The sequence below is a fragment of the Sphingomonas yantingensis genome, assembly GCF_014199325.1.
Lineage (GTDB): Bacteria > Pseudomonadota > Alphaproteobacteria > Sphingomonadales > Sphingomonadaceae > Sphingomonas > Sphingomonas yantingensis.
In genome coordinates, this window is record NZ_JACIJJ010000001.1 from 998,667 (window position 1) to 1,011,168 (window position 12,502).

Below are 12,502 nucleotides of genomic sequence, written 5' to 3' on the forward strand. Positions count from 1 at the left end.
CTAGTTTCGCCCCATGACGATCGAACTTCCGACTGCATGACGGGCGGCGCCGACTGGCGGGCGCGCGTCGGCGACGCCTGGGCCGCGGAGTGGCTGCGGACCGACCGAAGCTTTGCCGAGCTGGACCCCGCACTGCTGGCGGCGGCGCTGGACGGGCTGGGCGAGGGGGCGCGCGTGCTCGACGTCGGGTGCGGGGCGGGGGCGACGTCGCTCGCCATCGCCGCGGCGCGGCGTGACGTGGCAGTGACGGGCGTCGACCTGTCCGCCGCGCTGGTCGCCGCGGCGGAGAAGCGGGGCGCGGGGCGTGCGACGTTCCGGGTCGCGGACGCAGCGGTGCTGACGGGAGAGGCGGCGTACGACCGGCTCGTTTCGCGCCACGGGGTCATGTTTTTCGACGATCCCGTCTCAGCCTTTGCAGCGCTCCGGCGCGCGACGGCGCCGAACGGGCGGATCGTCTTCAGTTGCTTTCGAGCGCGCGCGCTGAACGGCTGGGCGACCGAGCCGGCGGCGGCTCTCGGCGTCGAGACTGGCGGCGCCGACGGGCAGGCGGGCGGGCCGGGGCCGTTCGCCTTTGCACTGGCGGGCGAGGTCGAGCGCATCCTGGCCGATGCCGGCTGGCGCGATGCGCGGGGCGAGGTAGTCGATTACGACTATGTCGCGGGCGACGGCGCCGATGCGGTGGACGAGGCGGTAGCGCTGCTCCGCCGTATCGGTCCGGCTGCCCGTGCGATCGCCGACGCGCCGCGCGACCGGCAGGGCGAATTGCTAGAGCGGCTTGCGGCGCTTTGCGCGGCGAAGCGTTCGGAGAACCGCGTCGCCTTTTCCGCCGCCGCCTGGATCTGGACCGCCCGCAATCCCGAGGAGCCCGCATGACGATCATCGTCCACCATCTCGAAAACTCGCGGTCGCAGCGCGTGCTCTGGCTGCTCGAGGAACTGGGCCTGCCCTATGAGGTCAAGCGGTACGAGCGGAACAAGGCGACCATGCTCGCGCCGCCCGAACTGCGCCGCATCCACCCGCTCGGCAAGTCGCCGGTGATCGAGGATGTCGCCCCCGCCGGCGGCGACCGTGTTGTCGTCGCCGAAACCGGCGCGATCGTCGAATATCTGGTCGAGAAATGCGACGGCCGCCTCGGTACTCCGGCGCGGCGAGAGGATATGCTGCGCTACCGCTTCTTCCTCCATTATGCGGAGGGGTCGGTGATGCCGCCGCTGCTGGTCAAGCTGGTACTGAGCAAGGTGCCGGTGCTGGGCAAGGCGGCGATGAAGCGCATCCAGCCGATGATCGACGTGCATCTCGACTATATCGAAAGCGAACTCGCGACCCGGCCGTGGTTCGCGGGCGATGCTTTCACCGCCGCCGACGTGATGATGAGTTTCCCGCTGGAGGCGGCGAAGAGCCGCGGCGGGCTGGACGCCAGCCGGCCGGCGACGATCGCATGGCTCGAGCGCATCCACGCGCGCCCGGCATACCAGACCGCGCTGGCGAAGGGTGGGCCGTACGCCTACGCCTAACATCTGCGCGTCACCCCGGATCAAGTCCGGGGTGACGGGGTTACTCGCCGTAGCCGCGCTCGATCGAATCGAGGATGCGCGCGCCGGCCATGAAGACGGCGAGCGGGCAGACCGCGAACAGGAGCTTGCCGCCGAAGCCCGGATAATCGTGCAGGTAATGCATGCCACGCTCCACGGCCCCGGTGCCGAGGCCGTAGATGACGACGAAGGCTTCGAACTTCGTCTTGATGACGAACAGCCGGGATACGCTCTGCCACATGGCAAAGCGTTCTGCAAAATGCGTACCAGACCCGGAAAGCCGCCATTTTGGCGTTACCGAGCAGGGTTAACTGTCAAGTAACTCGACAAGGCCGAGCGTCTCCAGCAGCGCGCGCCGCGCCGCCTCGATCCGCCCGATCAGTGCCGGGTCGCCGATGTTGTCGGCGCCGATCGCCTCCGGCCAGTGCGCCTCGACCACCGCGGCGAGCCGGTCGAGCTTGCCCTCATCGACGAGGAACCGCGGGTCGATCGTCGACGGATCGGCGACGACGCGCAGGCGCAGGCACGCCGGGCCGCCGCCGTTCGCCATCGACTGGCGCACGTCCACCACCTCGACCCGCCGGATCGCGCCGTTGCCGGCAAGATGGTCCTGAAGCCAGCCCCAGACGGCGGCGTTGTCGCGCGCCTCTGTGGGCACGATCAGCGTGGGCAGGCCGTCGGGCGGCGTCACGAACTGGGCGTTGAAGAGATAGGAGGTGATCGCATCACCGAGCGTCACGCGGTCGGCGGGTACCTCGACGATCTCCACCTCCGGCATCAGGCGAGTGAGGTCGGCATAGAAGCCCGCCTTGTCGGCAAAGGCGTGTTCGTGCGCGAACAGTACGCGCTCGTTGGCGACGGCCACCACGTCGTTGTGGAACGCACCGGCGGCAATCGCTTCGACCGACTGCTGAACGAACAGCGTGCGCACGGGATCGAGGCCGTGGGCGCGGGCGACGGCTTCGCTCGCGTCGCGATGCTGGCGCGCGGGGAAGGGGCCGCCCGAGACGCCGTAGACGAAGACCTCGACCCCCGCCTCGCCGTGGCGTGGGCAAAGCCGCATGTGATTCGCCGCGCCCTCGTCGCCGAACGGTGCGGGGACGGGGCCGTGGACGGCGAACGCATCGCTCGCGAAGGCGAGGCGAAGCTGCGCGAGCGTGCCGGGCCACTCGTGGCTGCGATGCGGCATCGTCACGAGATTGGCGACCGACAGGTGGCAGCGCCCGTCCGCGGTGTCGGGCGCGGGCGAGACGGTGGCGGCATTGGCCGCCCACATCGCCGAGGCGGACAGCGCCTGCGCCTGCAGATGCGGCGCGGCGGCGTCGAAGTCGGTCGACAGGCTCGCCAGCCATCGCCGGTCGGGGCGCGCGTGGGGCAGGAGGATGCCTTGGCGGAGCCCGAGGCGGATATTCGCACGCATCTTGGCGATGCCCTGCAGCGCGGCCGCGCGCGGCTGCGACACCGCGCCCGCGTTGCGCGTGGCGGCGAGATTGCCGGGGCTGAGCCCGGCATAATTGTGGCTGGGGCCGATCAGCCCGTCGAAGTTGATTTCCAGCGACGCCATCTCAGCGCTCCACATGCAGGACAGTCGCGCCCGGCTCGATCCCGAGCAGCCCGGCGCACGCCGGGTCGAGCGTCACGCCGCCCTCGCTCGTCGCGACCTTGCCGAAGGCGCAGCGGAACTCGGCAAGCCGTCCGGTCGCGACCAGCTTCGAGTCGCCGTCATCCGCGAGCGCCGCGACGGGGGCCGCGGTGGCCTCGCGGATGCTCTTCACCGCGTCGGTGCGCGCGGTCATGGTCGGGCCGCCATCGAAGATGTCGACATAGCCGTCATGCGCGAACCCCTCGCCCTCCAGCATCCGCATCGCCGCGCGGCCGCTGGGGTGCGGCAGGCCGATCGAGGCGCGCGCGGTCTCCGACAGCATCGCGATATAGATGGGGTGCTTGGGCATCAGGTCGGCGATGAACTGGTTGCCGTGGGTCGCGTTGAACTCGTCCGCGGCCTGGAAATTCATCCCGAAGAAGCGGCCGGCGACCCCGTCCCAGAAGGGCGAGCCGCCCGCCTCGTCGATCACCCCGCGAAGCTCGGCGAGGATGCGGTCGGCGAAGCGCGCGCGGTGTGCGGCGATGAACAGATAGCGGCTGCGCGCGAGCAGCATGCCCAGGCCCCCGGCGCGTTCGCCCGGATGCAGGAACAGCCCGCCAACCTCGCTCGCCCCCTCGAGGTCGTTGACGAGATTGAGCGTTTCGGAGCGGAAGGTGCGGCCGAGCTCTTCGCTGCGCTTTGTGATCGTGCCGATGCGATAACTGTAGAAGGGCCAGCGTTGCCCCACCTGCGTGAAGATCTGGCAGGTGCCGCGCACCTCGCCCGTTTCCGCATTTTCGAGGACGAGGACGTAGAGGTCGTCGCGCACCGCATCATCGGTGCGGCCGAACGCCTCGTGGCTGCGCTCCAGCTTCGCCTTTAGCGCGGGCTTGTCGGGGGGCAGGTTGGTGAAGCCGCCGCCGGTCAGCTTCGCCATCTCGTAGAGCGGCTGAAGATCCTCATCGCGGGCGGCGCGGATGCGAAAGCTCATGGGCGACCCTTTTCGGCGATGCGCAGGATCGTCAGCGCCGACAGGGCGGCGCGCTCGGGCAGGCTTTCGGGAATGAGGAACTCCTGGGCTGAATGGATGGCGCCGCCGCGGGCGCCCATGGTGTCGACGACGGGGACCCCGCACGCCGCGATGTTGTTGCCGTCGCAGACGCCGCCCGAGAATTGCCAGGCGATCGGTACGCCGAGATCGGCGCCGACCTGTTTGACGAGACCGAAGAGGCGTTCGGCGCCGGCATCGAGCGGTTTGGGCGGGCGGTTGAAACTGCCGTGCAGGTCGACGCGCACGTCGTGGCTCGCCGCAACCTCGGCGATGGCGAGATCGAGCGCGGCCTGTGCCGCTTCGATCGCGGCGGCGTCGCGCGGGCGGAAATTGATGCGGAGGACGGCGTGGTCGGGGACGACGTTGTTCGGCCCGCCGCCGTCGATCCGCGCGGGATTGACGCTCAGCCCCTCGCGGCCCGCCTTGGCCAGGCGCAGCGCGAGGTCGGCGGCGGCGACGATCGCGTTGCGCCCCTCGTGCGGGTTGCGGCCGGCATGGGCGCTGCGGCCGGTGACGACGAGCGCGAAATTACCCGTGCCCCCGCGCGGGCCGGCGAGCGTCCCGTCGGCGAGCGCGGGTTCGTAGGTGAGCGCAGCGACCTTGCCTCGCGCCGCCCGCGCGAGCAGCGCGGCGGAAGCGAAGCTGCCCGTTTCCTCGTCCGAATTGATGACGACCTCATAGCCGATCCGAGGGCCAAGCGGGCTCGCCTCGAGGGCCTTTAGCGCGGCGAGCATCAGCGACAGCCCGCCCTTCATGTCCGCCGATCCCGGCGCGTTGATCGCGCCGTCGTCGCGGATGGTCAGCGACTGGAACGGATGGTCGGCGGGATAGACGGTGTCCATGTGGCCGGTGAACAGCATCTGGACGGGCGCATCGGGCCGGACGGTCAGGTGCAGGTGCCGGCCATGATCGATACCCACGACACGGCCGTCGGGCTCCACCGCCTCGACCGCCGCGGGCTCGACCATCGCGATCTCGCCGGGCAGCGCGGCGAAGGCGTCCGCCAGCACGCCGCCCATCGCCGCCACGCCCTCAAGGTTGCGCGTGCCCGAATTGATCGCGCACCACGCTTCCACCTGTTCGCGCATCGGGGCGTCCGCGACGTGCTCGACGGCCGCGCGTTCCACCGGGGTCAGTCTCTCCATGCCCGGCTGGTAGCGCGGGGGAAGCGCGGCGTCACCCCCGCCCGCGGGTTCGCTGGAAAGCGACGCGGCGCTCTGCTAGCCAGAGCCGCAATGGCCACCGACATCGACGATCCGCTTGATAATCCGCCCATCGGCATCCTCGATGCGCCCTTCGACAGTGCGCTTTCCGAGCGATACCTCGTCTATGCGATGTCGACGATCACCGCGCGGTCGCTGCCCGACGTGCGCGATGGCCTGAAGCCGGTGCATCGCCGCCTCCTCTGGGCGATGCGGCTGCTCAAGCTCGACCCGGCCAGCGGGTACAAGAAGTGCGCGCGCGTCGTCGGCGACGTGATCGGCAAATACCATCCGCATGGCGATCAGTCGGTCTATGACGCGATGGTTCGCCTCGCCCAGACGTTCGCGCTTCGCTATCCGCTGGTCGACGGGCAGGGTAATTTCGGCAACATCGACGGCGATAACGCCGCCGCATACCGCTATACCGAGGCGCGGCTGACACAGGTCGCGATCGACCTGATGTCTGGCCTCGACGAGGACGCGGTCGACTATCGCCCGACCTATAATGGCGAGGAGCAGGAGCCCGAGCTGTTTCCGGGGCTGTTCCCCAACCTGCTCGCCAACGGTGCCAGCGGCATCGCGGTCGGCATGGCGACGAGCATCCCGCCGCACAACGCCGCCGAGCTGATTGATGCGGCGATCATGCTGATCGACCGGCCCGAGGCGGACGACGCCGCGGTCCTGCAACACGTGACCGGCCCCGATTTTCCCACCGGCGGCATCGTCGTCGACAGCCCCGGCGCGATCGCGGAGAGCTACACCACCGGCCGCGGCGGGTTTCGCGTCCGCGCGCGCTACACGATCGAGCGGGAGAAGGGCGGCGGCTGGCAGGTCGTCGTCACGGAGATCCCGTACGGCGTGCAGAAGGGCAAGCTGATCGAGGCGATCGCCGCGCTCATCAACGACAAGAAGTTCCCGATCCTCGCCGATGTGCGCGACGAATCGGATGCCGAGATCCGCATCGTCCTCGAACCGCGATCGCGCACTGTCGATCCCTCCACGCTGATGGACGGGCTGTTCCGGCTGACCGACCTCGAAACGCGCGTGCCGCTGAACCTCAACGTGCTCGACCATCAGCGCACGCCGCGCGTGATGAGCCTGCGCGAGGCGCTGTCGGCCTGGGTCGACCATCAGTTCGTCGTGCTCCGCCGCCGGTCGCAGCACCGGCTGGACAAGATCGCCGACCGAATCGAGCTGCTCGACGGCTACATCATCGCGTTCCTCAATCTCGACCGGGTGATCGAGATCATCCGCACCGAGGACGAGCCCAAGGCCGTGATGATGGCCGAGTTCGAGCTGACCGACCGACAGGCCGAGGCGATCCTAAACATGCGCCTGCGCTCGCTGCGCCGGCTGGAGGAAATGGAGCTGCGGCGCGAGCGCGATGCGCTCGACAAGGAGCAGGCGGACCTGACCGCGCTGCTCGCCAGCGAGGGGAAGCAGCGCACCCGGCTGAAGCGCGACCTCAAGAAGATCGGCGAGCGCTACGGGCGCGAAACCGCGCTCGGCGCGCGCCGCACGACGATCGAGGAAGCCGCCCCCGCGCGCGAAATCCCGCTGGAAGCGATGATCGAGCGCGAGCCGGTGACGGTGATCGTCTCGCAGCGCGGCTGGATCCGTGCGATGAAGGGGCATGTGGACCTCGCCTCGACCGAGGCGATGAAGTTCCGCGAGGGCGACGGCGCGCGCTTCGCCTTTCACGCGCAGACGACTGACAAGCTGATCGTAGCGACCGAGAGCGGGCGGTTCTTCACGCTGGGCGCCGACAAGCTGCCCGGCGGGCGCGGCTTCGGCGAGCCGCTCAGTCTGATGATCGACCTCGATGGCGGCGGCGCGATCGTGTCGGTGGCCAAGGCGGGCGGGGCGGATGCGAAACTGCTGGTCGCCGCCAGCGACGGCCGCGGTTTCGTGGTGCGCGAGAGCGACGTCTTCGCCGAGACGCGCAAGGGCAAGCAGATCGTCAGCCCGCGCACGGGTGCAAAGCTCAAGGTCGTGCGCCGCGTGTCGCCGGGGGACGATTACGTTGCCGCCTCGGGCGACAATCGCAAGCTGTGCGTCTTCCCCTTGAGCGAGGTGGCCGAGATGTCGCGCGGACAGGGCGTCCAGCTCCAGCGGTTCCGCGAAGGCGGGCTGGCCGACGTGCGGACCTTCCATTTTGCCGACGGCCTGTCCTGGGCGATGGGCGGCGAGGCGGGGCGGACCCGGACCGAGGCCGACATGCAGCCGTGGCGCGCCGCGCGCGGTGCCGCGGGGCGCACCCCGCCACAGGGATTTCCGCGCAACAACCGGTTCGACTGACGCACGTTTTTTAGTCGTGCCTCACCCCAAGGCATCATCGGAGTTCAACGCGTCTTAACGACTCGGGCCTAGTCCGGTCGTCGATGTATCCGGTCGAAGCCTTGACCTTCCCCGAATCGCTCGGTCGCTGGCTGGGCGAGGTGGACCCGCATTCGCACGGGCCGCAGGCGAGTGCGCTGCTGCTCGAGATGCTGCCGATCCCGGCGGCGATCCTGACGCTGGGCGACGGGGGGTTGGCGTTCGAGGCGGTGAACAGCAGTTTCCGCGGTGCGGGCCTCGGCGTCGTCGCCGACCAGTCGCCGCTGGTGCGGCTCCTTGGCGCGCGCGTTCTCGGGTTCCTGGCCGGGGAGACCCGCGCAGAGGAATTCGACTGGCAGTTCGGCGATCATGTCGATTGCCGCTATTTCAGCGTCCGCCTGTCGCGCCCGCCGGTGCAGGGGATCGAGCATCGCTGCCTGCTGACGCTGCTCGACCGCACCGGCCAGTACCGTACCGAGGACAGCCTTCGCCGCGAGATGATGACCGACAGCCTGACCGGGTTGCCGAATCGTGCGGGGTTCACCGATCATCTGGAGGCCGCGATCGCCGAGCGCGGGCGCGAAAGCTATGCCGTGCTGGCGGTCAATCTCGACCGGTTCAGCCGGGTCAATGCCTGCATGGGCGGCCTGGCGGGCGACGAGCTGCTGATTTCGGTCGCGCGCCGCTTGAAGGGCGCGCTGCGCGCGCGCGACCTGATCGCGCGCACCGGCGGCGACGAGTTCGCGATCCTCATGACGATCGACGAGGGGCCGGGCGAGGTCCTTCAGCTCGCGCGGCGGATCGAGGATTCGCTCGCGACGCCGTTCCGCCTGTCGGATTTCGAGATTCGCGTCGATTGCTCGATCGGCATCGCGCTGGCCGACGACGACAAGAACGATGCCGAGGAAATCGTCCGCCACGCACAGTTCGCGGTGAAGCGGTCGAAAAAGTCGGGCCGCACCGAAATCTACCAGACCCGCGCTTTCGACGCTGCGCGCCGTCAGTTCGGGATCGAGACCGAATTGCGCCGGGCGATCGATGCCGGCGCGCTCGAACTATACATGCAGCCGATCTGCGATCTCGCGACCGGCCGCGTTACCTCGTTCGAGGCGCTGTCGCGGTGGACGAACGAGCGGGGGCAGGCGATCTCGCCCGTCGATTTCATCCCGGTGGCAGAGGAAGCAGGACTGATCGTGCCGCTTGGCCGCTGGGCGATCAATCAGGCGGCACGGACGCTCGCCGGATGGGACGCGGCGCGCGGCGGCAATTGCGGCGTCAACGTCGCGGTCAACCTGTCGGCGATCCAGTTGCAGCGCGACAACGTCGCCGCGGTGGTCGAACAGGCGCTGGCCGATCACGGGCTCGACGGGCGGCGACTGACGCTCGAGCTGACCGAAAGCGCGATCGTCGCCGATCCCGACGGCGTGTCGGTGGCGATCCGGGCACTGAAGGACCTCGGCACGACGCTGGCGATGGACGATTTCGGCACGGGCTATTCGAACCTCGCCTATCTTCAGCGGCTGCCGATCGACGTGCTCAAAATCGATCGCAGCTTCGTCTCGGGTATGCTCGCCGACCGCGACAAGGTGGCGATCGTGCGCGCAATCCTGGGCCTCGCCCAGGCGCTCGGCATGCAGACGACGGCGGAGGGGATCGAGACACCCGAACTGGCCCAGACGCTGGCCGCGCTCGGCTGTGGGTACGGGCAGGGGTTCCTCTATTCGAAGCCGCTTCCCGCCGATCAGGCGCTGCGGCTGTTGTCGCTGCTCAACGCCTGATCCACCGCCTCGGCGGTGAGGGCGGTCAGTCGTGCCTCGCCGGGAAAGTCCTCGGCGATCCAGCGATCCTCGATCGCCTTGAGAGTCGCGGCCACCAGCGGCCCTTTGCGAACCCCCTGCGCCACCAGCACGCCGCCCGACAGCGGGAAGCGCGGCGGCGTCCAGTCCCGGATCGGATCAATCGACCGGCCGGCCAACAGCAGGCGGTCGACCGCCTGATCGTGGCCGATGCGATAGGCAAGCGCACGGGCATCGCCCTCGGCCGGTAGCGCCGCGCTCTCCAGCCGCTTGCGCTGGGCGTTCGACAAGCGCAGCCGCGCGCCGATATCGGCTGCGACCGCCGAATCAGCGGGGATGAGCGCGGCAAGACGGCGGATCGCGTGAGGCGGCACACCCGCCGCCGCTTCGGCCGTCGCGAGGTCGGCGAGGCGGGCGGCACCGTCCGCCGTCACTTCGGGCAGGACGGGCGCGAACAGGCCGCGTTCTACCATCAGGGCCGTCACGGGAACCGCATCGCGCGCGACCAGCAGTTTCAGCAGCTCGTCGGCGATCCGCTCACGCGACAGCGCCATCAGGTCGCGCGCACGGGCGGTACACGCGGCCAGCCCCTCGGCATCCGGCGAATCGCCGAACCGCGCGAGGAAGCGGAAGAAGCGCAGGATGCGCAGATGATCCTCGGCAATGCGCTGGAGCGGATCACCGATGAAGCGCACGCGGCGCGCCTCCAGGTCGTCGAGGCCGCCGAAATAGTCGAACAGCCCGCCGGTGACGGGATCGGCGTAGAGCGCGTTCATCGTGAAGTCGCGGCGCGCGGCATCCTCGCGCCAGTCGTCGCTGAACGCGACCGTCGCGTGGCGGCCGTCGGTCGATACGTCGCGGCGGAGCGTCGTCACCTCGACCGGGCCGCCGGACAGCACAGCGGTAACGGTGCCGTGCGCGATGCCGGTGGGCACCGCGCGAATGCCCGCGTTCTCGAGCCGGCGCACGACCTCCTCGGGCCGGTGCCGGGTGGCGAGGTCGAGGTCGGCGACGGGCAGACCGAGCAATGTGTCGCGCACCGCGCCGCCGACGACGCGCGTGTCCTCGGGCCCAAGCGCCTCGATCAGCGCGGCGAAGCCCGCGCGCGCGGCCCAGGGCGTGTCGGCGGGGTTCAGTGCTGCCATCGGTCCAGCCGGCGCGAGAGGTTGACGAGCATCGCGGCGGTCGCGCCCCAGATGCGGTGGCCCTGCCAGTTGATCTCCATCACCCGCCGCGTCCGCCCGCGCCAGTCCATGTCGCGCCATTCGCGGCTGGCGGGATCCAGCAGGAAGGCAAGCGGCGGCTCGAAGATCGCCGCGACCTCGCCCGGTTGTGGGCGGAGCGGCAGGTCGGGGGGGACCACGGCAAGGACGGGCGTCACCTGAAACCCCGTGATCGTGCGATAGGGATCGGCGACGCCAACGACCTGCGCGGTGTGGCGGGGCAGGGCGACTTCCTCCTCCGCCTCGCGCAGCGCCGCGGCGACCGCGTCGGCGTCGTCCGCGTCGATCCGGCCACCGGGAAAGGCGACCTGGCCCGCATGGCGCGACAGGCTGTCGGTGCGGCGAGTCAGCAGCACGCCGGGCTCTGGCCGATCGGTGACCGCAATCAGCACCGCGGCGGGCATCGGATCGCCGCCGGGGTCGAGGTCTGCGGCACCCAGCGCGGCATCGCCGGGGATCGGCGGCTCGCCATCGGCCGGCGCGCGGGCCATCGCCGCGGCCAGCCGCTCGGCCAGCGTCACGCCGCGACCGCGCCGTCGCCGGCGTTCACGGGAAAGAAGCTGCCGTCGCTCCAGACGCCGGGCGGCGTACCGTTCGCCAGCGCGATCTCGACCAGCTCGTAATAGACCGTCCGCGCGACCAGCGCCTCCAGCCCCCCGCGGACGAGGAGATAGGGGCGCGGTCCCTCCGGCCCGTCGGTGAAGCGCAGCGGATGGTTGGGGCCGGCGGTCACGAGGTCGCCGGTGTTCAGCCGAAACGCGATCCGCATCGCCTCGCCCGACCCTTCGGCCTTCATCTCGACCGCGACGAAGGGCGCGTCCTCGACCTCGATGTCGAGCTTCTCGACCGGGGTGACGAGGACGTAGTTCCCCTCCGGCTCGCGGCGCAGAATCGTCGAAAACAGGCGCACCATCTCCTGGCGCGAGATGGGACTGCCCTGATGCGTCCAGCTGCCGTCGCGGGCGATGCGCATCTCGCTGTCGCCGCAATGCGCGGGGTTCCACTTGTCGACGGGCGGCAGCTTGTCCGCCTCCGCCAGCCGCGCGATGTCGGCAAGGGAGAGGCTGGCGAGATCGGGGGGCGGCGACATGGGCATGGTTCGGACGGCAATGGGTCGCGCGCGCGCGATTGGCAAGCCGGATCGCGCCGAAACGGGATCGGTGTATGCTTCGACAAATACACCCGGCCCGCGCTATGCACGTCGTCCGACTCGCGTGATTTCCGGGGGATGACGCCAAGTGACCGTTCTCGATCTCGACGCTTTCCTGCCCTACCGCCTCTCGCTCGCGTCCAACACGGTGTCGAGCGCGATCGCCACCATCTATCAGTCGATGTTCGGGCTGCGCGTGCCCGAATGGCGGCTCGTCTGTGTGCTGGCCGAGGGGAAGGGCATGACGCAGCAGGCGCTTGGCGTCCGGACGCAGATGGACAAGGTAACGGTCAGCCGCGCGGCGATCGCGCTGGCCGAGCGGGGGCTCGTCGCACGCGTCCCCAATCCGGGCGACCAGCGCAGCCGCGTCCTTAACCTCACCGATTCGGGGCGCGAGCTCTATGCCGCGGTCGCGCCCAAGGCGCTGGAGATGGAGCGGGCGCTGTTCGCCGGGTTCAGCGATGCCGAGCGCGTACAGCTTCGCGACATGCTGATCCGCGTCGAGCAGGCGGTGTCGGCGATCGCACCGGCGGCGATGGCGGAGGGCGCCGGCCTGTCCGTCTGACCGGCTTGATCGCGCGCGCCGGGCGTGCTCCAAGTCGTCGGGCCTCCCCAGGCGTCGATGATTCATTGCCGAGGAGCCGACC

The 12,502-nt window shown here is 69.9% G+C and carries 12 protein-coding genes; 5 read left to right on the top strand and 7 right to left on the bottom strand.

Annotated features, from left to right (window positions below; all coding sequences use genetic code 11):
* The first annotated feature begins 36 nt into the window (after positions 1-36).
* Together FHR19_RS05080 and FHR19_RS05085 are read left to right on the top strand one after the other, a co-directional pair.
* On the top strand, positions 37-873 hold the full coding sequence (locus FHR19_RS05080; protein ID WP_184025117.1) for a class I SAM-dependent methyltransferase: 837 nt from the start codon (positions 37-39) through the stop codon (positions 871-873).
* Positions 870-1,514, top strand: a complete 645-nt coding sequence (locus FHR19_RS05085) for a glutathione S-transferase family protein (protein WP_184025119.1) — start codon at positions 870-872, stop codon at positions 1,512-1,514. Before FHR19_RS05080 ends, FHR19_RS05085 begins: the two co-directional genes overlap by 4 nt.
* Before the next feature lie 40 nt (positions 1,515-1,554).
* Here FHR19_RS05085 and FHR19_RS05090 read toward each other — a convergent pair whose 3' ends face one another.
* From FHR19_RS05090 to FHR19_RS05105, 4 genes are all read right to left on the bottom strand, one after another.
* Entirely contained in the window at positions 1,555-1,773 is a 219-nt protein-coding gene (locus tag FHR19_RS05090; RefSeq protein ID WP_184025121.1) for a hypothetical protein, read from the bottom strand.
* Positions 1,774-1,839: 66 nt separating this feature from the next.
* Positions 1,840-3,096: an N-succinylarginine dihydrolase gene (locus tag FHR19_RS05095; protein ID WP_184025123.1), complete on the bottom strand. Its 1,257-nt coding sequence runs from the start codon at positions 3,094-3,096 to the stop codon at positions 1,840-1,842.
* Position 3,097: 1 nt separating this feature from the next.
* Positions 3,098-4,108 carry an arginine N-succinyltransferase gene (locus FHR19_RS05100; protein WP_184025125.1) on the bottom strand — a complete coding sequence of 337 codons (1,011 nt, stop codon included), beginning with the start codon at positions 4,106-4,108 and terminating at the stop codon, positions 3,098-3,100.
* Positions 4,105-5,313, bottom strand: coding sequence for a hydrolase (locus FHR19_RS05105; protein ID WP_184025128.1), 1,209 nt, complete (start codon positions 5,311-5,313; stop codon positions 4,105-4,107). Before FHR19_RS05105 ends, FHR19_RS05100 begins: the two co-directional genes overlap by 4 nt.
* A gap of 90 nt (positions 5,314-5,403) precedes the next feature.
* On the opposite strand from FHR19_RS05105, the gene parC reads away from it, so the two are divergent.
* Both parC and FHR19_RS05115 read left to right on the top strand, forming a co-directional pair.
* Positions 5,404-7,668 (top strand): DNA topoisomerase IV subunit A, encoded by a 2,265-nt coding sequence (gene parC, locus FHR19_RS05110; RefSeq protein ID WP_184025131.1) that lies wholly within the window; start codon positions 5,404-5,406, stop codon positions 7,666-7,668.
* Positions 7,669-7,856: 188 nt separating this feature from the next.
* The gene (locus FHR19_RS05115) at positions 7,857-9,464 is read left to right on the top strand and encodes a putative bifunctional diguanylate cyclase/phosphodiesterase (RefSeq protein ID WP_246359354.1); all 1,608 of its coding nucleotides are present in this window, start codon (positions 7,857-7,859) and stop codon (positions 9,462-9,464) included.
* Here FHR19_RS05115 and FHR19_RS05120 read toward each other — a convergent pair.
* The 3 genes from FHR19_RS05120 to FHR19_RS05130 are packed head-to-tail and all read right to left on the bottom strand — an operon-like array spanning position 9,428 to position 11,801.
* Positions 9,428-10,627: a CCA tRNA nucleotidyltransferase gene (locus tag FHR19_RS05120; RefSeq protein ID WP_184025134.1), complete on the bottom strand. Its 1,200-nt coding sequence runs from the start codon at positions 10,625-10,627 to the stop codon at positions 9,428-9,430. The two genes, FHR19_RS05115 and FHR19_RS05120, sit on opposite strands and share 37 nt — an antisense overlap.
* Entirely contained in the window at positions 10,615-11,226 is a 612-nt protein-coding gene (locus tag FHR19_RS05125; protein WP_343053167.1) for a CoA pyrophosphatase, read from the bottom strand. Before FHR19_RS05125 ends, FHR19_RS05120 begins: the two co-directional genes overlap by 13 nt.
* Positions 11,223-11,801, bottom strand: coding sequence for a DUF1285 domain-containing protein (locus FHR19_RS05130; protein WP_184025137.1), 579 nt, complete (start codon positions 11,799-11,801; stop codon positions 11,223-11,225). Before FHR19_RS05130 ends, FHR19_RS05125 begins: the two co-directional genes overlap by 4 nt.
* 142 nt (positions 11,802-11,943) lie before the next feature.
* Between FHR19_RS05130 and FHR19_RS05135 the strand changes: the two genes are divergently transcribed.
* Complete coding sequence (locus tag FHR19_RS05135) at positions 11,944-12,420, top strand: MarR family winged helix-turn-helix transcriptional regulator (RefSeq protein ID WP_184025139.1); 477 nt, start codon at positions 11,944-11,946, stop codon at positions 12,418-12,420.
* Positions 12,421-12,502 lie beyond the last annotated feature (82 nt).

Coding starts and splice junctions, on each gene's coding strand:
- FHR19_RS05100 (WP_184025125.1), bottom strand. CDS start 4,108: ATGAGCTTTCGCATCCGCGCCGCCCGCGATGAGGATCTTCAGCCGCTC.
- parC (WP_184025131.1), top strand. CDS start 5,404: ATGGCCACCGACATCGACGATCCGCTTGATAATCCGCCCATCGGCATC.
- FHR19_RS05095 (WP_184025123.1), bottom strand. CDS start 3,096: ATGGCGTCGCTGGAAATCAACTTCGACGGGCTGATCGGCCCCAGCCAC.
- FHR19_RS05130 (WP_184025137.1), bottom strand. CDS start 11,801: ATGCCCATGTCGCCGCCCCCCGATCTCGCCAGCCTCTCCCTTGCCGAC.
- FHR19_RS05090 (WP_184025121.1), bottom strand. CDS start 1,773: ATGTGGCAGAGCGTATCCCGGCTGTTCGTCATCAAGACGAAGTTCGAA.
- FHR19_RS05085 (WP_184025119.1), top strand. CDS start 870: ATGACGATCATCGTCCACCATCTCGAAAACTCGCGGTCGCAGCGCGTG.
- FHR19_RS05115 (WP_246359354.1), top strand. CDS start 7,857: ATGCTGCCGATCCCGGCGGCGATCCTGACGCTGGGCGACGGGGGGTTG.
- FHR19_RS05120 (WP_184025134.1), bottom strand. CDS start 10,627: ATGGCAGCACTGAACCCCGCCGACACGCCCTGGGCCGCGCGCGCGGGC.
- FHR19_RS05105 (WP_184025128.1), bottom strand. CDS start 5,313: ATGGAGAGACTGACCCCGGTGGAACGCGCGGCCGTCGAGCACGTCGCG.
- FHR19_RS05080 (WP_184025117.1), top strand. CDS start 37: ATGACGGGCGGCGCCGACTGGCGGGCGCGCGTCGGCGACGCCTGGGCC.